The following is a 20624-nucleotide window of genomic DNA, read 5'->3' as shown; positions in this document are numbered from 1 at the left end:
GACGTCGACGTCGCGTCGGTCGCGCCTCGGTCTGTCGCGCCAGCGTCGCTCGCGTCCTCGGTGCGCGTCGTGTCGTCGGCGCTGCCACAGGCCACGAAGGCGAAGAGCGCGACGGCAGAACGAACGGAAGGACGTGGTGCACCGGTGAACCGTACCGCGCCGCCGAGCGGGCGGAAAGTCCGTCGGTTAAGGCCGCAGGATCGTCGGCGCGGTCGAGGCGAGTCGGGTCGAGGCGGGTCGGGTCCAGGTCGGTCGAGGTCGAGGTCGAGGTCGAGGTCGAGGTCGAGGACTGGGTCCTACGGACCCGTCGACATGACTGGACTCCGTCCACTGCGTGGACTCCGTCCAGTAATGTTCGAGGTCGAGGTCGAGGTCGAGGGTCGGGGTCGGTCGGGGTCGAAGTCGGGGTCGGGGTCGGGGTCGCGGTCGCGGCTGAGGCCGCGGCGACCACCCTCTTCTCCCTCTTCCCAGCGTCCGCGCTGAGCCGTACGCCGCTCGACGGGGGATCCCAATCGCCCGCGCGGCGGCGGCGATGTTGTTGTCGCACGTCAGCATCGCGCTCTTCAGCGCGCGGCGGCGCTCTTCAAGCTTCGACGAACGCGCGAGCCGCGGCGGGGGCGCACCCGATGGTGCACCCGAGGGCGCACCCGACGAGCGCGCACCGCGCTCCGTTGCCGCAACTCCCACTGGCGGCGCTGACGCGCGCTCCCCGTCGGCTCGCCGGTACGCCTCAGGAGCGCGGCCGTGGGTTCGAGCGAGAGGGGACCCCTCGCGCACGTTCGCCGTCGCGTCTTTCACGACGGCGCTCTTCGCGCACGTTGCCGCGCCACGGGCCGCGCAGGCACGCCTCCATGAAGCGGACGGACACGGGCGGCTCGCCCTCGAACTCTTCCAAGAACAGGTGCACCAGGTACGGGAGCTCTTCGCGTCGCTCGCGGAGCGGCGGCAACGTCACCGGGTGTTGGGCGAGGCGGTACCAAAGATCGGCGCGGAAGCGCCCCTGCCTCCCGGCCTTCTCGAGATCGGCGTGCGTGGCGCAAACGAGGGCCACGTCGATGGGCTTCTCGTCGCCGCCGACGGGCCGGATGGTGCGCTCTTCGAGGACGCGCAGGAGCTTCGGTTGCACCTCGAGCGGCAGCTCGGCGAGCTCGTCTAGGAAGAGCACGCCGCGGTGGGCTTCCTCGAAGGCGCCGGCCCGATCGCGGTGCGCGCCCGTGTACAGCGCCGCGGACGGCGCCGAAGAGCCCGGCCTCGGCGAGGTCGCCCGGAAGTTGGCGCAGTTGCGGCGCTTGATGTGCGGGCGCCCGCTCTCGGCGGCGTAGTGCGAGGCGATGATCTCTTTGCCCGCGCCCGTCTCGGCTTGCACGAAGAGCGTGAAGCCGCGCCGTGCGGCATCGGCGACCTCGGCGCGAATGCGCGCCATGGCGGGACCGATGACGATGCCGTCTTCGAGGAGCGTCGAGCGGAGGTTTGGCTGAAAGGGACCCGACTGCCAGCCGACGCGATGCAGATCGGGCTCGATGAGAACGAGGCAGCTCCCGGCGCGCAAGACGCCGCGCTCTGCGAGGGGCGTGCGCACCGTGCCGTGGATGCGCGCGCCGTTGAGGTACGTGCCATTGCGCCCGCCGCGATCGCGAATGATGAGCGCGTCGCCCTCGACTTGCACGTCGCAGTGGAGGCGCGACATCGCCGGGTCGTTGGGAAACTCGATGAGCGCGGCCGACGAGCGCCCGATCTCACAGGGCGCCGTGCCGCCGCCGATGGGCGAGGGCCGATGCTGCGGCGCATCGACGGACCACACGAGGAGAAGCCCCGGCGCCGGCCGCGGCGCCTCGCGCATGTGCGGCGCGTCGTCCGCGGTCTCGTTCGAGGTGTCGCTCAGGAAGGGCACGCGCGGAGAGGGCACGGAGAGCGAGGGTAAAACGAGGTGGGGGGAGGGGAAAGCTCCACCTTCGTCGTCATTGGCTCCGTGCCTTGGCGCCCTGCTGCGCGAGGCTTCGAGAACTCTGCGTAGAAGCGCCCGAGGTTGCGCAAAGCGCGCGCTGGAGGGCGAGCGAGGACGGGCATTCGGAGGCCGCCGTTCTTCAGCTCGTCCATCGCGGTCGGATGAAGTTGTGTCACCGCCGGCGACACTTTCTTGGCAGCGGCGCGCTCCGTAAGACTGCGCCGGACTGGATCTGCCGTTCGAGTTCGCGCTTCTTCCACCTCCCCTTGACCGCCGCGAGCACGTAGAACTCGCGGGTCTCAGGCGGCTTTGCCTGGCTGAGGATGATGAGATGGTGCGTCCACGGCAATTGTCTCACCAGCGGTGAGACTTTCTCGATGGTCCGGAACTCCCGGGGATCGGGTGAGCGTGCGGTGGTGGCGGCCGGGCGGCGAAGGACTCCGAGCGCCCGAGGGGATCGCTTCTGGCTCCAGCCTCAGCCTTCTCGCTCAGGCTCAGCCTCCTCTCGGCCTCTCCGTCTTCTTCGTCATGGGCGACGCAACTTCTCCCGCGGTCCGGCCGAAGAGTCCTGCATGGTCTCCTTCGAGCACGAGGTGCTGCTCTCGCTGTTCCAGACGCGCCCTCTGCTGGCGGCGGAGCTGCTGCGGGTGCTCGGTGTGGAGGTGCCCGCGCATCGAGCGGCGCGCACCGACTCCGCGGATCTGACGGAGCTGGCGCCGACGGCCTACCGAGCCGATCTCGTGGTGGTGCTCGAGAATGGCGCGTCCGTACTAGGCGTCGTCGTCGAGGTGCAGCTCGATTGGGATTCGAGGAAGCGTTACTCGTGGCCGGTCTACGCGGCGACGTTGCGGGCGCGCCTTGAGTGCCCCGTCTGCGTGCTCGTCGTGGTCCCCACGGAGGCCTTGGCGAAGTGGTGCCGGCAGCCTCTCGACCTGGGGCCGAACTTCACGTTTGCGCCAGTGGTCTTAGGGCCAAGCGCGATTCCGTATGTCACCGACGAGGTGCAGGCGAGGCGCGCGCCCGAGCTGGCGGTGCTGTCGGTCTTGGCCCATGGCCACGAGCCCAACGCAGAGCGCATCGCGGCACCCGCGCTGGAGGCGGTCGCCACGTTGGCGAGCGACTTTGCGATGCTATATTCCGAAGTCATAGAAGAAGCGCTAAGCCCCGCCGCGAAGGCTGCCCTGGAGAAGCTGATGGACATCCGGAACTACGAGTTCAAGAGCGAGTTCGCGAAGAAGCACCGGGCGGAGGGCCGCCAGGAGGAGGGGGGCGCGCGTCGGGGCCCTGCTGGCGATTCTGGAGGCGCGCGGTCTCTCCGTTTCCGAGGCGGAGCAAGAAGCGATCGCCGCTTGCACCGACGCAACCCTCCTCACGCGTTGGATTCGCAAGGCGGCAACGGCCGCTACCGTCGCCGAGGTCTTCGCCGAAGGGTGAAGGCTGCCCTGGAGAAGCTGATGGACATCCGAAAGTACGAGTTCAAAAGCGAGTTCGCGAAGAAGCACCGGGCGGAGGGGCGCGAGGAGGGGCGCGTCGCGGCCCTGCTGGCGATTCTGGAGGCGCGCGGTCTCTCCGTTTCCGAGGCGGAGCAAGCAGCGGTCGCCGCTTGCACCGACGCGGCGCTCCTCACGCGTTGGATTCGCAAGGCGGCAACGGCAGCGACGGTTGCGGAGGTCTTCGCGGAAGGGTGAAGGTCGAGGTCGACCGCTGGAGTCGTCCTATCCCCCGACTAGCCCCCCGAGCGAAGCTCTCCGGGCAAGCCGAGCTTCTCGTTCGTGCCCCGCCCCTCGAGGAGGCCGGCCTCGAGCAGTCGGCGGACTCGCCAGATGAGAAAGAGATCGCCAACGGGCAGGTCAGCCAGCACGAGCCCAAGGACGCGCGTACTCCCGGTCCAATCGACGCAGGCCGCGCGGAGGCCTCGCATCGTGCACATCGACAGCGAGAAGGACGATGCGGCCTGGCGCAGGTCACGTAGGGCAGCCGGGATGCGCGACGATTCGTTGCCAGCGCCGCGCGCGCATGAACATCGTGGATCCGACGCCGGTGTTGCCAGGCTCCCATCACCTCGCCGCCGGAGAGCGCGACGGAGCGATAGAACGAGGGCAGCGCACGGCGCGGACCGCCGCCGCCCATGTGAACCTCGAACGCGCGCCTCGGGTGTGCTCGCAAAGTGGAAGCAGGTGCGGAGCATCACCAAGTGCTCGGCCGGGTCCGGGCCGTGCCACACGACGACGGGCCGCGGGTCTGCGCGGGCCTCGCCCATAGCGCCGAAGTCATCGAGCGACGTCTCCTCTGAGAACGTCTGCCAAGCGGGAACGCCCGCGCTGAGCATCTGCCACCACGCGTCGCGTTGCTTCGCGCCGCGGTCGACGTCGGCCAGAGGGCCGACCTGCAGCCCATCCCGCAAGTCCACGACCTCGTCGTCTCGCCCTAGCTCGCCGAGCGCCTTCCGAACGTGCCCGCCGGCCATGGTGGGGAGGCGGCGATGTGGAGGAAGGAGAGAGGCATGGAGAAGGGCGGACGCTGCAGCGGCCACCAGCTTCCTAGCAGTCAACCGGTCACGCGGGCAGAAGTCGAGGCCAGAAGCCCAAGCCAGAAGCCAGAGACAGAAGGCGCCGAGGGCGATCCGCGGGTACGCCCTCACGCGAACTCATGCGAATCAGCACGTGGAACGTCGATCCGACAGTGCGCGTCTCGTGGAACTAGGCAACATGGCTCTCCCCCGGGACTTCGACGTTCACCCCATGCGCCGAGCGATGCCCTTCACCGTGAGCAAACACGCGGCGAGCTCGTCGCCGGAGCGCTTCTCTCAGCTCGGGCCTCGCCGCGAACGCTTCGACCAAGTCGTCGGCGTCGGCGACGGCGCGCAGGCGCCGCCCCGCTGCCTCGACGAGCGACACGTAGAGCTCGGCGCCAGCGAGGGGCGGCGCGACGGGCTGCGCGACGGGCTGCGCGATGAGCCGCGGCGCGCTCTCGAACACGGGCGTGGGCGCCGAGGTGCTTGGCAGGGTGAGCCACGTCGGGACGCGCGAGAGCACCTCGGGATCGTCTTCGGTGGCCACGGAGACCACCGCTGAGGTGATCACGCCGCCGACGAGGAGCGGCTTGCCGACCCACTCTCCTGGCGAAACGCCGAAGAGGCTCGCCTCGCCCACGCGAGGATCGCCGTCGATCTCGTGGATGACGTTGCCGTGCGAGTCGCCGCGCAGGACGGCGACGCGCCGCGAGCCGAGGGGCCCGAAGGCGACGTGATACGTGCTCGACCCTGTTTTTACCCGAAAGGTCTGCCAGCCAGGGCTCGCGCTCGCGGGGGCTGTGAAGATCATCGTGTGTTGTTTGGACATCGGGGCTCCTTGCATCGATGTCGGTGCTTCGTCTCTCTTCTGACAACACGGCTCGCCAGTTTCGGCGCGCGCGGCAAGCTCCTCGCGGTGGCCATTCGTCCAGTGGCTCCTAATCGCGCGAGCCGTTTCGGCGTCGCGCCTCCCCATAGTGTCGTCGCCTCGCGGCTCCGTCTCCCCCGGTCTTGTCTCCCCGGCCCGATCTTGCCGAGCCGCTCTCGCCGTCAACGCGTCACCCCAGAAAGGGAACTCCATGTCGCTTGGTGCCTCGACGACCGCTGCTGCACGTACCCTTCGCAACGCCACGACGGAGCGTGAGAGCGCCCGGAACACGCTGGCGGCGTGCGCGCCGTCGCTCTCAACAGCCTGGCGCGCATGCGCCTGCCGCTTGAGGCCGCCGAAGATCTGGCTCACGACGTGCTCCTCGAGCTGGTCGCCAGTATCGAAGGCGGCGCCGTGGCTGACGGGCGCGAGGCGGCCTACGTGCGCCGCGCCGCGAAGCACCGCGCCATCGACGCGCTACGCCGCCAACGCGGCCGCGCCGCGGTGCCCCTCGAGGTGCTGGACGAGGAAGGCGAAGGCGAGGGCCAGGGTAGCGGCGGCGTCGAAAATCCCGAGGCGCTCCTCCTTCGCGATGAAGAGGCGCGCCGTCTGCATGAGCAGCTCGCCGCTGTTCGGGCCCTCGTGGCTGCGGCGCCGCGCCGCGTCCGCGAGCCGCTGTCGGCCGTCTACCTCGAGGGGCGAGCCATCGCCGAGTTGGTGGCGGCGGAGCTTGGACCGGAGGAGCGCTCTTGCGTGGCCAGCCAGCGTCGCGTGCGGGCGCGCGTCGACAAGGCGCTCGAGCGGGCGCGCGGCTGGTTGCGCGAGCGCGTGCGCCTGGCCGACGCCTCGTCAGTCGTTGGCGCGCGCGCGCGCGCTCCGAAGCGTGCCCTCGGCGAGGGCGAGCACGCACGAGGCGAGCCTGGGGCTCTCAGGTCGCGCGGCCTCGCCGAGCCCTGCGAGGTACCGGGCCACTTGCAAGATGGCCGTCGTCTCGGCGGTGACGCGGATGCCGCCGTCGGTCTCTTCGTGCCGCATGCCCGGCAAGAGATTGCGCGCGACCCAGCGCGCCTCCGGATCGCGAACGAAGAACGACAAGACCTCGGCAGGGCCCGTCTTGGTGAAAGCCGTCGAGGCTCGCGTCGTGAAACGTCGCGACGTCGGCCGGCGCCGCGGGGCGAAAGGGCTCGTGCTCGTCGAGTCGAGCCTCAAAGACGTTGTCGATGCGGAACCACTTGAGCGTGCCGGAGCGGTGGCACGTCGCGATGATGCGAGCCGGCGGCCCGATCACGACGCGGTGCACCGAGAGGTGCCGGGCGCCCTCTGCGCCGCGCCCCGCGCTGAAGTAGCGGACGCGCACGGCGATGCGCTGCGCGGCCGCGTCCTCGAGGACCGACTGGTAGCGCTCCGACGGGCCGCTCGCGTCAGGTGGCACGATGGCCGTCCCGACGAGCGCGGCCATGTCGCCGCGCGCCGGCAGCTGCCGCAAGATCGACTCGAGGACCTGATCGCGCGAGCGACTCTTGGGCAGCCGCGCGAGGCGCAAGAGCTCGCCGACCTCCGCGTCCTTGAAGACGACGGCGCCGGGGAACCAGCTCTTGGGCACGCTCCACCAGACGTGCGGGTGGTCTTCCTCGCGCTCGAGCGGGAACCCGTAGGCCTGGAGCTCTTCGAGGCGCTTGCGTAGCGCCGGCACGGCGATCTCGATGCGGCGCGCGAGCGAGGCTTGCTTCCAGCTGCGCTCTTCGAGGAACGCTTGGACGATGGCGACGACGGTGGCCGTGCTGGAGCGTTGACCCATGAGCGAAACCGGGATGGTTCACGAGGCGGGGCCGACTTGGGAAGGGGCACGCGGGGAGGGGACGCGCGGAGGGGACGCAACTTATCGAGGGCCTCTGCCGATAGACCTCGCATGAGTTCGTTCCGTCGGCATGAGGTGCTCGTCTCGCTGTTCCAGACGCGCCCTCCGCTGGCGGCCGAGGTCTTGCGACTCCTGGGCGTCGCCGTGCCGTCGGGCACGCGCCTACGGACGGATTCGGCCGATCTGACGCAGATCACGCCGACGCAATACCGGGCGGATCTGGTGGTGGTGCTCGAGCGGGCGGAGCGGCCCGTGCTGGGCATCGTTGTGGAGGTGCAGTTCAAGCGCGACGTGGGGAAGCGCTACTCGTGGCCGGTCTACGCGTCGACGTTGCGAGCGCGACTGAAGTGTCCGGTCTGCGTGCTCGTGGTGGCGCCCACGGAGGCGATGGCGAAGTGGTGCGCCAAGCCGGTGGAGTTGGGGGCCAAGCTTCACGTTTGCACCCTTCGTGCTCGGCCCGAGCGCGATTCCCTATGTCACCGACGAGGAGGAGGCCAAACGCGCCCCCGAGTTGGCGGTGCTCTCGGTGTTGGCGCACGGCCGCGAACCGGACCCGATGCGGCTCGCCGTGCCCGCGCTCGCGGCCGTCGCGACGTTGGCGAGCGACTCCGGGGTGCTATATTCCGACGTCATCTACGAAGTACTGGGGCGCGCGGCGAAGGCAGCACTGGAGGAGCAGATGGACATCCGCAAGTACGAGTTTCAAAGCGATTTCGCCAAGAAGCACCGGGCCAAAGGGCGTGAGGAGGGCCGCGAGGAGGGCCGCGCGGAGGGCCGCGTCGCTTCACTGCTTGCGATCCTCGACGCTCGCGGCCTCGCCGTTTCGGCCGCGGAGCAAGAGACGATCGCCGGGTGCACGGACGACGCGTTGCTGACACGGTGGATTCGCAAGGCCGTCACCGCAGCTACGGTTGCGGAGGTCTTCGCGGAGGGGTGACGCTCCTCAACCCTCCTCACACCACTCCACGCGCCCCGTCTCCGTAAACAGCAACCCCGCCCGCGTCGCGGGGCGGCCCTCTCCGCCTCGCGCCAGTACCGCCGCGTACTGGCGGACCTGCTTCACGTACGCCGGGTACTCCTCGCGGGCGCTGCGTGTCGGCGCGCGATCGGTCTTGAAGTCGATGACGGTGAGCGCCCCGTCCGCCCCGCTCGCCACGAGATCCACGTAGCCCACGACCAGCTTTGCGCCATCGGCGCTCGCCTCGGCGAACGGGTACTCGAGGCGGAGCGCGACATCTCCCTCGCTCGCGGTTCCATCGGCACCGGCACCGGCGTCGGCACCGCGCCGGCCCCACGTCGGCCCCGCCGGCCTGCCGGGCCCGCCGTTCGCGCGCACTCCCGGCAGGACACCTTCGCTGCGCAGCGCCGCGAACGCTCGCTCCACGTCCTTCGCCGCTTCGTCGAGCGGCACCGCGGGGCCCACCGCCAGCGCGCGCGCGACGCGACGAACGCTCTCCTTCGCGTCGAGGCCGCGCGTCAACACCAGCCCAATGGCCGCATGCACCAGCGATCCGAACGCCGCGCCGTGGCGGCCCTGCTTCTTCGCCCGCGCCCACGTTTGCGCGCCGGGCTCACCCCCGTCTCCGCAATCACCGCCGTCCGCTCCATCGACCCCGCCCGCCTCCGCCCCGAGCGCCGTGGCCTCGCGAGGCGCGTGCGTGAGCTCCACCCCTCTCGGCGTCGGCGCCTGTCGCGGCCAACTCGCCCTTTGGCGCGTGGCCGTCGGCTCGGTGCGCTTCGCTCGTCACGGACGTCGGCTCGAGCCGCGGTCGCATCGACTCGCGAAGCGCCTCCTCCCACGCGGCGCGCTCGCGCTCGGCTGCGCCCTTGGCGAGCTTCGGGGGACGGTTCATCGCGACCGCAGGCTTCGACCACGCGGCGCCGCGTCCCTCGCGGTACGGCTCGAGGAGCCGCACGCCATTCGCCGCCTTGCCCGCGAGCGCTGGCGCCGCCAAGAGCGCGTGCGCGTACTTGTCCGCGTCCGAGAACTTCCCGCCTGTGCGAACGGGGAGCACGAGCAAGTCGCGGGCGCGCGTCGCTGCCACGTAGAGCAGCCGCCGGCGCTCGTGGGCCGCCATCTCCTCCGCGCGCGCCTTGAGACCGCTCCCCGCCGGCTCGTCCCAGTGAAGCCGCGACAGCGACATGCTCCACGCGCCCGACGGCTCCTCGAGCTCGAAGGCGCTGCCGCGCGGGCCGCGCGCGAGCTCGCCCGCCGCGTCCCACAAGATGACGACGGGAAACTCGAGGCCCTTCGCTTGATGCACCGTGAGGATGCGCACTGCGTCGCTGCCCACCGGCGGCGCGGGATCCAAGCCGACCGGCGCGTCGACCCACTCGCGCGCGCGCATCACGACGCCGTCGAAGTCGAGCTTCTCCGCGTCACCCACGCGCTCGAGGGCGAAGATGAGCTCCCGGAGGTGGCGCACGCGCTGCGCGCCGTTCGGGCCCAGGGCGACCGCCCGCGCGAAGCCCGTCTCGTCGAGCAGGCGACGCGCCGTGTCGCCGAAGCTCCGCCTCCCACGCTCCCGTCGCAGCTCCATCACCCACGCGGCGGCTTCCTCGGCGCGCGCGGCGGCCTCGAGGTCGACGCCCTCGAGGGCCTGCTGCTTGGCCTTGGCCTGCCAAAGATCCCACGGATCGATGGCGAAGAACGGCGGCCGGAGCAGCGCCGCCAGCGCGCCGCCGTCGTCCGTGTCGCTGACGGCGCGGAGCCCCAGAAGAAACTGCTGGTGCACCGGCTCGCTCAAGAAGAGTCGCCCGCCCGCTGGCGCATAGGGCACGTCGGCGCGGTCGAACGCCGCGAACAGGATCTTCAGCGACGTCGTCGCGCGCGCCAGGACGGCGATGTCGCTCGTGCGCACCGGCCTCGCCTCGCGCGTGTCGGCGTCGACGACCGTCAGCTCGCTCTTGTCCACGAGCCCGCGCACGTAGGCCGCCAGCGCCTCCGCCTCCAGCTCGCGGACGGCGTCGGCGCCGTCCTGCGAGTCCGGCGAGGTCCTCGAGGGGCAAGAGGTGCACGACGTCGTCGCCTTCGCCCTTGCTGCGTCCGGCCCGAGCGCGCGAAAGTAGGCTTGGCCCGTCGCCGGGTCGAAGGTCTCGGTCTTGTGCTCACCGAGCACGGCGGCCATGCGGTGGTTCAGCCACTGAAGGAGCCTCGGCTCGCTGCGGAAGTTTGCGCGGAGCTCGACGGCGTCGTGGTCGCCGGCCATGATTTGGCTCCGCACGCGCTCGTACATGCCGATGTCGGCGCGCCGGAAGCGATAGATCGACTGCTTGGGATCCCCCACGATGGTCAGCTTCCCCGGCGTGAGCACCACGGCGTCCACACTCTTGGCGCGCGGCCCCTGCTCGCACAGATAAAGGAGGACCTCGGCCTGGAGCGGATCGGTGTCCTGGAACTCGTCGACGAAGAGGTGGTCGAAGAGCTTCTGGTATTCGCCGCGGACCGTGAGCTCATCGCGCAACAGATCGCGGAGCTTGAGCAGGAGATCGATGGCGTCGAGCGCCTGGTTTCGCCGCTTCGTCTCCTCGTAGAGCGTCACGGCGACGGGCCAGAGGCTCACGAGCCGCTTCGCCATCCACTCGTGGATGGGCGCGACGAGTTGCTCGAGGAGCGAGGGGCGATCCTTCGCGGGGCCCTTGTCCTTGAGGGCCTTGAGCGCAGCGACGCCGGAGCTCCCCCGAGCGAAGCTCTTCTTCGGCCCGAGCTCGTCCACGCGGCGCACCGCGTCGAGCACGTCGAGGAGCGTCGACGAGCGCTCAGGGTCAATGGCCGCGAGGCTCCGGCCCAAGCGAAGCAAGACGCGCGCGCCGTCGTCATCGGGCCCGACCGGCGTGAGGCACGCTCTCGCGAGTCGTGCAGCAGCGTCGAGCCGCGCGCGGTCGAAGGTGGGCTCGGCCAAGGTGGGCGGCGTGGGCAGCGTCTGCAGCGTGGGCAGCGCGCGATCGCGGCACTCGAGCAGCCTCGCGTACAGCTCCTCGAGGCTCGGCGGGGCAAAGTCGTAGTCGGGCTCGCGGGCGCGGACGCCGCACCGAAGCGCATCCGCGAAGGCCGCCGTCGCGCGGTCGGCGAGTGTCACCAACTCTGTCGGGTGACCGGCGCCGGCCAGGCTCTTGCCCAGGTGTCCGTCTTGCGCCAGGCGAAGCATCCGCTCGTAGGCCTCGCGGACGAGCGCGCCCGCGTCTTCCGCGATGTTGTAGCTCGGGCTGAGCTTCGCTTCCGCGGGGCGGAGCCGCAGCAGTCGATCCGCGAACGAGTGGATCGTGCCGAGGTGCGCGGAGTCGAGCTTGCCGAGCGCCTCCAAGAGGCGCGCCCTTCGCGTGGCGCTGAGCGACGTTGTGCCGAGCGCTCGCAGAATCGACTCGCGCACGCGCAGCTTGAGCTCGCCGGCGGCGCGGCGGGTGAAGGTGATCGCCGCGATGCGGTCCAGCGAGAGCGCGGGGCCGTCGTCCTCCGGCGCGATGCGCTCGACGAGGCGCGCCACGAGGGTGGTCGTCTTTCCGGTGCCGGCGCCGGCGTCGATGACGAGGTTCTTGCGAGAGCGAACGGCGAGCTCGCGGGCGGCTTGATCCGAGGTGCTCATCACGCCTCCTCCTCCCCAACGAAGCGCGCGTAGGGCTTCGTGCGCGGCTCGAGCGTGAGCACCTCCCTCGAGCGGCCGCTCTGCTCTCGATGACACGACACCGCGAACGCGCAATAGGTGCAGCCGGCCGGGTCGGGCGTTCGGGGAAGTGCCCTCGCTTCGAGGAGCGAGCGCGCCACCTCGAGCCACTGGCGCGTGAGCGTCATGAGCGCCTTGGTCTCGTCTGCGCTGTAGCGCCGCTCCTTCTGAGGGTTGCCTTTGGGGTAGACGTACGCGCTCTCGACGCCGCCCCGCGCCGAGACCTTCCACGAGCGCGCGAGCTGCTCGGCGACGAGCGCATAGACGCCGAGCTGAAGATCGACGGCCGGGTCGAAGTCGCCTGCGCCCTTGGAGCTCCGGAGCTTCGGCTTGCCGGTCTTGAGATCGCGCACGAAGAGCTTGGTGCCCACGCTATCGAGCCGATCGATCTGCCCTTGCACGAACAATGCGCGCTCCGCCTTGGAGGTCTCGAGGCGCACGGGCGCGTCGTTGCCGAAGGCTTGCTCCACGCTCACGAAGGCGCGGGCGTCAGAGCCCCAATCGTATTGGAGCAGCTCCGCCACGTCGCGCTGGAGGCGTGCGCGCTCGGCCTCGCGCACGAGCGCGCCCCCCAGCGGATAGCCGTCCACGAACTCCGTGAAGAGCGCGTCGGTGAGCGCCTCGGCGGTCGCGAGGTGCGCCTCGAGCGTGCCCTTCTTTGCGACGAAGCTCTCGCCGTGGGTGCGGTAGAAGTCCTCCGCGAGCTTGTGGAAGAGCGAGCCGTAGGCCAGCGAATCGATGGCGTCGCCGTCGGGGAGCTCGGCGGCCTCGCGGAAGCCCAAGACGTCCGACAGGAAGAACGCCTGGGGGCATCCGAGGACGCGGCCGAGGCGCGTCGGCGAGATGGGGCGCTCCGGCGAGAGGCCCGGGAGCACGGGGAACGCGCCGCGCTTGGGGAACACGCCATCGAGGGCGTCGGGCGCGCGCGTTGGGTCGAGCAGCGCGAGCAGGCGCTCGAGGCCCACGGCGGTCGGCCCTTGCCAGTGGGCTGGCGCCAGGCGCGCGACGCTGGCGGCGAGAGCCTGCCAGGATGCCTCGCGCAGGGGATGCTGGAGGTCGAAGGCGACCGCGTCCTCGCGGCTCGGCGTGAAGTAGCGCTCGGCGAGCGCGCGCACGCCCGGCACCTCCACAGGCGGGGCGCGGCGATCGCGGCCCGGCCTCGCGAGGGCCACGCCGGCCTCGGTGAAGACCGGCGACAGCTCGCGGTGCGTGCCTTCTTCGTCGACGGACGAGGCGGAGAGCGTGACGCGCTCGGTGGTCGCTTCGAGGACGTGGACGAGGCTCGCGAGGTCGGCGGGGGCGCGCTCGCCGAGGCGGGGCACGCCGGGCAGCCACGCGCGCAGGGCGTCAGGCAGCACGGGATCTTCGCGGCCCGGCGAAGGGAGCGCGCCCTCGACGAGGCCCACGACGCGGACCGCGCGAAACGAGAGGCCCGCGGCGCGGCGCACCGTCGTGAGGGTGATGGCGGGCTCTCCGAAGCGCGCGGCGCTCGCGCGCGCGCGCGCGCCTTCGAGCGCTTCTCCGAGCAGGCCGAGCGCTGTGGCCCCGCCGACGGAGCGACCGGCGTCGGTCGCGAGGAGGCTCGTGGCCGCGTCCTCGAGCGCCGCCAAGAGGATGGGGCCGTGGGGCGCGGGCAAGACGAGGTGCTCGCGCACGAACTCGGCGAGGCGCGGCCAGAGCGCGACGAGGCTCTGTTTATCGACGATCGCGCGGGCCAGCTCGTGCAGCGCCGTCATCGACGGCGTGATGGCGCGCAGGTGCAGGGCGCGCGTGCGTGCGTCGCGGAGCGCGTATTCGCGATCTTCGTCGTCGTCGCGCGCGGTGGCGAGCTCACGCTCGAGGGCGGCCGATTGAGTCTGCATCCGAGGGAGCCACTCGAGGGCGGCCTCCGGCGCGGCATCGGCGCCGCCGACGGTGCCGAGACCGGCGATGAGCTTCATCGCTTGGCTTCGTCCGAGGCGGCTACGGCCCTCGAGGCCTTCGGCGCGGAGGGCGGGCACGAGCGCCGAGAGCGCGTCGATGGGGAGGAACCGCGAGAGCGCCGCGAGCAGGGCGCGAAGGCGCGCGCCCGCGCTCGTGCGCGCGACGGGCACGCCGCCGAGGACGACGACAGGGGGCCCGTCTGCGGCGTCGCCGCCCGCGTCGTCCGGCCACGGCAAGGTGGCGAGGCGATCGCGGACGAGCGCCGCCCAAGGCTCGAGGCGCGGCGCGAGGATGGCGAGCTCGGAGAGCGGGGTCTTGTGCTCGAGCACCTCGCGGTGCACCCACTGGGCGGCGGCCTCGAGCTCGTCGGCCACGCCGCCGTGATGCTCGAAGTGCACGGTGCCGTCGGGGCCGCGGCTTCGCGGCCGCGAAGGGGCGGAGAGCACGTCGGGCGACTCGAAGAGAAATTGCGACAGGAGCTCGAGCTCGGTGACGGTCGAGCGTGTCGACGGCGCCCCGGAGGCGGGCGCGCTGGTCGCCGCCGCGGCGGCGAGCTCGGGAAAGAGCAGCGCCAAGCGCTCGTGGTGCGCGTGGCGGCGCGGACGCGACGGGACGAGGGCGAGCGTTACGCGCGGGATGGCGCGAAGAAAGCGGGCGCGCGCGGCGGTCTCGTGCCCGGTTACGAAGGCGAGGGTAGGGCCGAGCTCCGGCCACGCCGCGGGCTCACGCGTGCTGAGCGCGGCGGCCTCCACGAGCATCCGCGCCGGCGTGAAGGACCGAGCGGCCCGTTCGTCGAGCGCGCGCCAGATGAGCGCGAGATCGTGCAAGCGATCGGCCGCGCGCGAAGGCGCCTCCGCGGGCAGGGGGCTCGCCGCGAGGTCTTCGAGCGCGTTGGGGGTGAAGGCCGCGGCCTCGAGCTCGGTGAGCGTGCGCGCGAACGCGACGTCCCACCCGGGCACATCGGCGAGGAGCGCCGCCTCGAAGTAGCGGAGACCGAGCCGCCGCTCGTGAAAGAGCGCGAGGAGCCGCGTGGCGCGGTGCGCTTCTTCGCCGGGCGTGAAGTCGACGCCTTCACGCTGAAGGAGCTCAAGGGCGAGCGCCTCGGGCCGAGCGAAGCGGGTACCGATGAGGCCGCGCGGCGCCGAGGCGCTGATGACGCGTCGTAGGGCGTGCGCGTGGGCCTCCGTTGGGACGAGGATGGTGCGCGAGGGCAGGGGAGCCGCGCTGGGCGAACCGCCAGAAGAGCCGGCGCCCGCCGCTGCGGGGCCGCTCGGGTCCGCGAGGAAGCGGTGAAGCGCATCGAGGGCAGAGGGATGGAGCACGAGGGACTAAGACGCAGGGCGGCGCGGGATCTGACGGGGTTGGCGGATTCGCCGCCAGAGTCGGAGGGACAGCGGCGGCCGACGCGCCAGAACGCGACCGACCGAACGGGCGAGCGTCTCAGACGACGACGGGGCTGTCGAACTCAATAAAGCCGGGTGCGTGCGTGGCAGGGGGCGCACGCATTGGGGCCGGGGCGTCCGGTCTCGCCCTGAAGTTCCGAGTCTAGCTGACCGAGCCGTAGTAGGCTCGCGACGACTCGTCGCCGGTGGCGGTTGCGGGCGGTCCGCAGTCACCAGTCGCGCGTGTCTTGCGAGGGGAGACTGAATATGGCGATGCGGCTGGGGACAAGGCTGAAACGCGCCCGACTGGCGCAAGGGCTCAATCAAGCAGACATTGCGGTGAAGGTCGGGGTGTCCCAGCCGATGATCAGCAACTGGGAGAAGGGTCGAAGCCAGCCGGACGCGGAGGATCTGAAGAAGCTCGAGAAGATCCTCGGGAAGTTCTACAAACCCGCACGAACCGGGGCGACCGGAGACGATGACTCGGCTGCCCTGAGCAAGCGCGCAGATCTTCGAACTTGGCTGCGTGCTTGCGAGAAGGCAGACCTCTCGGCGATCGAGCTGTCTGAGGCGTCCAGGGTGTCTGTCGTGCAAATCTACAATCTTGAGTCTGGTCACGCAGTTCTAACCCGCGGGAAGGGACGCGAAAGCGTTTGGAAAAAGGCGCTGAAGACGCAGGTCCCGACGAAGTCCGGAGATGAGGCAAAGGAAGAACAAGCCATCGAGGGGCTGGGCGCACTTACTGACTTCGACCCCACGAAAAGCAGGATCGCCCACATGTCCGGGCGTCTACGTCTTCTACGATGTGAGCGACCGGCCGATCTCGTAGGCAAGGCACAGAACATCAAGACCCGTGTCGCCAATCACGAGGACAAGTTCTGGTTCAAGGCGCCTATTGTCAGTCGCGGCGTACATCGAGGTTACCGACCCTGCTCTTCGGCATCAGATGGAACAAGTTCTCATCAAGTCAAATGCCGTCATCAACAAGCAATCCGTTGACCGCGACTAGGCGCTGGGATCGCCCGGAATCCTGGTGAAGTCGGGCGGCGGCGAATCGGAACGAGGTGGCCATCTCGGTCGCGTCGACGACGGCGGACTAAGGCACGTCGCGCTCGGTCGACCGCAACGGAGACCGCGGACTGTACGAGCACGCGAGACTCTGAGAGCAACCCGCGCATGTCGAAGCTCGAGACGACCTGGGTGCCTGGGTAGCCGCATTCGAAAGACCGGGCCGAGTCCGGCGCGCGGTGGCAACGGGCTCTCGCCGCCGATGGCGCCGGGGAATGAGCAGGCCGACGGCCCTCAGCTGTTGCTAGCGAACCGCCAAACCAACAAATCGACATGAGCAAGCGAAGGTAGGCGCAGGCGCCATTGGAGCTCCCGCGCAACCGAGCGCCATCGCCTGAAGCTGGCGGGGCTTACCGTGCGCCCAACGAGTGGCGCAAGCTTCGCCGCGCGGAGAAACGCGAGCGTTTGTGCGTTCAGGGGCACGCAGTCATGGGGGTTGCGCCAGTGGAGCACAAGGGTCCATGCATTAACGCCGAAGCCGTCCAGCTTGTGTGCGCCTCCAGGCGCCAACTGTTCCAGTCGCTCTACGAGGTCAACGTTCTCGTCAAAGGCGTATTCGAACGTGTTGCGGATGACCTGAGCGGCACTCTGAGCGCGGGCAGGAAGGCACCTCGGTGCCCGGTCCACTTGGCCACCTCGTCGATCACGCCCTCGAGTGTCCGGTCATACGTGATGGTGTGAGCTGAGAGAAGAATGCCAGGCGGTCCTTACGAGAATGGCTCGTGGGTCCTCGGTGCGAACACGGCCCGCGATCCGGAGAATCTTGGATGAAGCACGCCAGGTAGGTGAAAGGCCGACGGGCTTTGCAACAATCCTCCGCCGCGAACTGCCCGACCTTGGCGCGACGCGTGCCAGCGGACTTGGCGGTCGCGATATCTCGACTCGCAATCGGTGCGCGTCTCGCCAGAGGTCCTCGAACCACGCGGAGATCACCTTGAAAGTAGCTCGACGCTTCACCGCATCGCTGTTTCGAACTGACCGCTTGCTTCTTCGTCGCTCAGCGCGCTCGTCGACAGGTTTGCGGAGCGACGATTGCGGCTCCTGTTGCTGTGCGCTAGGTAGACCTTTCGCATGCATGGCATCCAGTTGCCGGACGGAGAATGAGCGGCGGGCGAGCATGTCCTCGACTGCATACGGATTCGTATTCGTGCTCGACAGCCAGCAGACGAGGCGAACGCGGCCGCGAAAGCCCCCAAGAATGTCTTGCCAGTCTTTCCCAACGAATGCGACCGCCATGTCGAGCGAGCCCGCTTCCGCCAGCGCCTCGCGGAGGGCTTGCGAATCGCGCGGGGATTGGCGAGAAATTCTCGGTCGGGCATGAAAGGAAGTCTCGACCATGAGGGCCTGCGCCCACAAGGCTTAGGGCCAGGTGTTCCACGGCCGCGTTTCCTGCTCCCCGGCCCGGGCGTGTGCTCGAGAAACGGCCAACCGGCATGGGGTGGGCGAGGCCGCTGGACGACGGTCTGGTCACGGCTACCCATCACGCGGCCGCTGCCCGTCGAAGATCCGAACCGCGCCGTGCCCGCGCTCATCGAAGGCCCACGCGTGCCGCTGCTCGTCTACGGCGTCGTGCTGCCCTGGAACGGCGATCGCGGACCCAGCAGCGAGGCAAAGGGCTGGTCCGAGTTCATGCGCGTCGTGCCGATGCACGCTCGCGAGCGGGCGCGCCTTCGCAGCGAACATGCCGGCATCGCGCCGGACGGCGACGGCGTGCGCCGGGCTCACCGCTACCAAACGACCCACATCTTGAGCGCCGCGGGCGGGGGGAACTTCTTGGGCGCGCGCCACACCTCCATCTCAAGCCCTGGGATCGAGCGCAGCGACAGTCTCGACGGGCACATTCATGAGCGAGCGCGCCTCGCAGAGCTGGAGCGCGAGCTTCAGGTAGCGGCGAAGCAAGAGCAGCGGCGGAAACAGGCTCGGCGTTCATACCAAGCGAGCAGGTCCGTGGTGGCCTTGGAGCTGTTGCAGCTTCGGCATGCCCAGATGAGGTTGTCGCCAACATCTTCGCCGCCGCGATGCCGTGGCACGATGTGATCCGCGGCCAGCGGCTTGCCCGCGCCGCAATAGGCGCAAGCCTGTGGCAGAACGAGCTTGAGGCGCTCATCGTCCGCGAGCGGACGGACGTTGATCGACCCGCTGCGCAGGCCCGCGTTGAACTTGCTGCGGATGGCGTAGTGCCCAGCTGAGTACGCCGTCGCGCCTTGCGTGACCGCCGCGTGGGCCATCGCGAGGTTCGCGTAGGACCAGTGAAGCAGTGCGTAACGTTGTCCTCGGTGAGGGGCATCGAAGGTCCGACCGGCTAACGAGAAGCTGCCTTCTTGACCGCCTTCTTCTTTGCACCGCCGCCCCGGGCCTTCGCCGCCGCTCCCTTCGACTTCACGAACCGGATGCGCTCGTCGGGCACCGTGTAGAGCGAGGCGTACCCCGTAACGTCGACCGGCGCGACGCGACGAGGGTTCTTGAGGTGCCACTCGTAGTCGCCCGGCTCGCCGGTCACCTTCACGAGGTCGACGACGCACATGGCCTTGCCGTAGAGCAGCGCGGCCGGGTCGAGCCGCCGCGCGCGCACTTCGTCGTCGTTGCGGCTCTTGCTTGCGACGATGAGTACCTCGCCGCGGAGGTCAACGGACCACGTGCGGTATTCGATCTTCTTCTTGCCGGCCGCGATGAGCTCCGCCCACGGCTGCTTCACGGAAAGTGCGCGCATCGGTTCCCCCCTCGTCTTCCTCGTCCGGCGCAGGGCCGACGAACGCAGACGCGAGCGAGGCTAGCCCGGTGTCGTCGAAGCAGTCGCAAGTTCCGCCTCCCGCGCCTCGCGATCCCAGGTGCGAAAAGCCTTTCCTACTACCTAGGTAGTAGAAAACTCGCACCCGCTCCTACGCGAGTGGCACTCAGCGAGGTACCCGAGGAATCCGTCGTTGCAGTCCGCACGCTCGAGAGCGAGACTCGTCGCGATCTCCGTGCGACTGAGCGCGGAGCCGACGAGGGGAGGGGGGCGATGCGAATGCCGGTCGACGCCATGGGCGAACCGAGCGACGGGACTGCTGCGACGGCGCGCATGATGGTCGGTGCGTCCTCGCGGGCGCTGGCCGCGCGAGCGAGGAGCAATGAGCTACCGCTGCTTCCACTGTGGACAACCGCACGGCTCCGCCTGGTGTCCGATGCAACGAACGGCCCAAGCCACGGAGCAGCTCGCTCAAGCTGCCGAGCGCGGCGCATGGGCGCAGAAGCGCGCCGCGTCCTCCGGCGCGGCGGCGGCCGGGGCGATGGGCGACATCAGTCGCTACATGGGGCGCATCGGCTCTGCGCTCACCAGCCTGGACAGAGGCTTTGCAGAAGGCCTCAAGGTGCAGCGGGCGACGCTGGCGTCCATTCGTCACATCGAGGCGACGCAACAGCAAGTCCTCGCAGCCCAGCGACGGCAGACCGAGATCCTCAACCAACTTCGCGCCATGCAGGCGCAAGCCAACGAGCTCGCCCGGATGCAGCTGCATGCGCAATTGCATCAGCTGCAGGTCGCGCGGCAACAGCTGGAGATGCAGCATCAGCAGCTCGACGTTCAGCTCCAGCAGCTGCATGTCGCGGAGCAGCAGTGGGCCGCACAGCTAGAGCGCGAGGAGCGGGAGGCGCGCGAGAACATGGCGCTTCGCTGCTTCGTCGACATGCACGAGGGCGCCAAACAAGGCCACTACGCTCGCGCCAGCTTCGAGGCCTTCCTCACCATCGTGGCGAGCGAGCGGGTCTACGCGCAGCTCTACACCACGTCCGAGACCGCAGCGAACCGACTCACCTTGTCGAGCATTCGCGACAAGAACCTAGAGATTCTCGGCGAGCTTCTGACGGGCGAGGAGTCTCGCGCGAAGATTCGTGACGCGTACGTTGCCCTATTCGTGGCGCTCTTGCCACTCGTCCATCAAGCGCGCGAGATCCGCGGGCGCTTCGACCAGATGCATCAAGCCTACGGCGGGAGCGTGTTTGTTGCTCTGGAGCCGGGCGCATTCGCGACGGTCGCGCAAACCTCCCCCTATCGGCAAGTTGCTGCGAGCGAGGAAGACGTTCTCGCCACGTGCGAGGAGAACACGGCGCTCTACGAGACGGACATGCGCCTCCTGGTCGGCGAGCTCGAAGGGGTACTGCGCCAGCGCGAGCAGTCGTTCGACAATGTCCGGTTGGGTGAGCTGGCCTTGGTGCCTCGCCACTTGGGCGGCGCGGAAGGTCTGCGCCGACACGAAGCCGCGGTAACGGAATTTCGACGGGCGCTCGATGAGGCTCTCCAGGAGCCGTTCGATATGTTCGTCGCTGAGTTCGAACGCATGTTCCACGACGTCGGCGGGCGAGTTCAGGAGGGCCAGCGCCTTCTCGATCTAGCAGCGCGAACGAAGCGGCTTCAGTCGTTTGTCCGAG

General features: G+C 69.7%; 15 protein-coding genes. 6 read left to right on the top strand and 9 right to left on the bottom strand.

Translation table 11 applies throughout. The features are described 5' to 3' along the window. Positions 1-730: 730 nt before the first annotated feature. Both IPG50_06320 and IPG50_06315 read right to left on the bottom strand, forming a co-directional pair. A complete protein-coding gene (locus IPG50_06320) occupies positions 731-1906 on the bottom strand; it encodes a sigma 54-interacting transcriptional regulator (protein ID MBK6691807.1) in 1176 nt (391 codons plus the stop codon). A gap of 211 nt (positions 1907-2117) precedes the next feature. Then, positions 2118-2324, bottom strand: coding sequence for a hypothetical protein (locus IPG50_06315; protein MBK6691806.1), 207 nt, complete (start codon positions 2322-2324; stop codon positions 2118-2120). A 193-nt stretch (positions 2325-2517) separates the two neighbouring features. Here IPG50_06315 and IPG50_06310 point away from each other — a divergent pair, with 193 nt between their 5' ends. Then, entirely contained in the window at positions 2518-3633 is a 1116-nt protein-coding gene (locus tag IPG50_06310; protein MBK6691805.1) for a hypothetical protein, read from the top strand. Positions 3634-3671: 38 nt separating this feature from the next. Here the strand turns inward: IPG50_06310 and IPG50_06305 are convergent, their stop codons facing one another. Both IPG50_06305 and IPG50_06300 read right to left on the bottom strand, forming a co-directional pair. Beyond that, on the bottom strand, positions 3672-4412 hold the full coding sequence (locus tag IPG50_06305; protein MBK6691804.1) for a DUF1835 domain-containing protein: 741 nt from the start codon (positions 4410-4412) through the stop codon (positions 3672-3674). A 232-nt stretch (positions 4413-4644) separates the two neighbouring features. After that, on the bottom strand, positions 4645-5286 hold the full coding sequence (locus tag IPG50_06300) for a hypothetical protein (protein MBK6691803.1): 642 nt from the start codon (positions 5284-5286) through the stop codon (positions 4645-4647). A gap of 339 nt (positions 5287-5625) precedes the next feature. Here IPG50_06300 and IPG50_06295 point away from each other — a divergent pair, with 339 nt between their 5' ends. From IPG50_06295 to IPG50_06285, 3 genes are all read left to right on the top strand, one after another. After that, on the top strand, positions 5626-6561 hold the full coding sequence (locus tag IPG50_06295) for a sigma-70 family RNA polymerase sigma factor (GenBank protein MBK6691802.1): 936 nt from the start codon (positions 5626-5628) through the stop codon (positions 6559-6561). 13 nt (positions 6562-6574) lie between these two features. Continuing rightward, entirely contained in the window at positions 6575-7009 is a 435-nt protein-coding gene (locus IPG50_06290) for a hypothetical protein (GenBank protein ID MBK6691801.1), read from the top strand. A gap of 622 nt (positions 7010-7631) precedes the next feature. Beyond that, positions 7632-8120, top strand: a complete 489-nt coding sequence (locus IPG50_06285; GenBank protein ID MBK6691800.1) for a hypothetical protein — start codon at positions 7632-7634, stop codon at positions 8118-8120. A gap of 6 nt (positions 8121-8126) precedes the next feature. On the opposite strand, the gene IPG50_06280 is transcribed toward IPG50_06285, so the two are convergent. The 3 genes from IPG50_06280 to IPG50_06270 form a co-directional block, all read right to left on the bottom strand. Then, the gene (locus IPG50_06280) at positions 8127-8687 is read right to left on the bottom strand and encodes a PD-(D/E)XK nuclease family protein (protein ID MBK6691799.1); all 561 of its coding nucleotides are present in this window, start codon (positions 8685-8687) and stop codon (positions 8127-8129) included. Between the two features lie 85 nt (positions 8688-8772). Further along, positions 8773-11766 carry a UvrD-helicase domain-containing protein gene (locus IPG50_06275; protein MBK6691798.1) on the bottom strand — a complete coding sequence of 998 codons (2994 nt, stop codon included), beginning with the start codon at positions 11764-11766 and terminating at the stop codon, positions 8773-8775. Then, complete coding sequence (locus IPG50_06270) at positions 11766-15089, bottom strand: PD-(D/E)XK nuclease family protein (protein ID MBK6691797.1); 3324 nt, start codon at positions 15087-15089, stop codon at positions 11766-11768. Before IPG50_06270 ends, IPG50_06275 begins: the two co-directional genes overlap by 1 nt. Before the next feature lie 327 nt (positions 15090-15416). On the opposite strand from IPG50_06270, the gene IPG50_06265 reads away from it, so the two are divergent. Continuing rightward, positions 15417-16148, top strand: a complete 732-nt coding sequence (locus tag IPG50_06265; protein ID MBK6691796.1) for a helix-turn-helix transcriptional regulator — start codon at positions 15417-15419, stop codon at positions 16146-16148. A gap of 1949 nt (positions 16149-18097) precedes the next feature. On the opposite strand, the gene IPG50_06260 is transcribed toward IPG50_06265, so the two are convergent. Next, the gene (locus IPG50_06260; GenBank protein ID MBK6691795.1) at positions 18098-18445 is read right to left on the bottom strand and encodes an HNH endonuclease; all 348 of its coding nucleotides are present in this window, start codon (positions 18443-18445) and stop codon (positions 18098-18100) included. Between the two features lie 74 nt (positions 18446-18519). Further along, on the bottom strand, positions 18520-18927 hold the full coding sequence (locus IPG50_06255; GenBank protein ID MBK6691794.1) for an ASCH domain-containing protein: 408 nt from the start codon (positions 18925-18927) through the stop codon (positions 18520-18522). Positions 18928-19381: 454 nt separating this feature from the next. On the opposite strand from IPG50_06255, the gene IPG50_06250 reads away from it, so the two are divergent. After that, on the top strand, positions 19382-20624 hold a 1243-nt coding region (locus IPG50_06250), incomplete at its 3' end, for a hypothetical protein (protein MBK6691793.1).

This window comes from Myxococcales bacterium, from assembly GCA_016703425.1.
GTDB lineage: Bacteria > Myxococcota_A > Polyangia > Polyangiales > Polyangiaceae > JADJCA01.
Note: the sequence above shows the minus strand (reverse complement) of the source record. Positions and strands in the feature narration are given on the sequence as shown.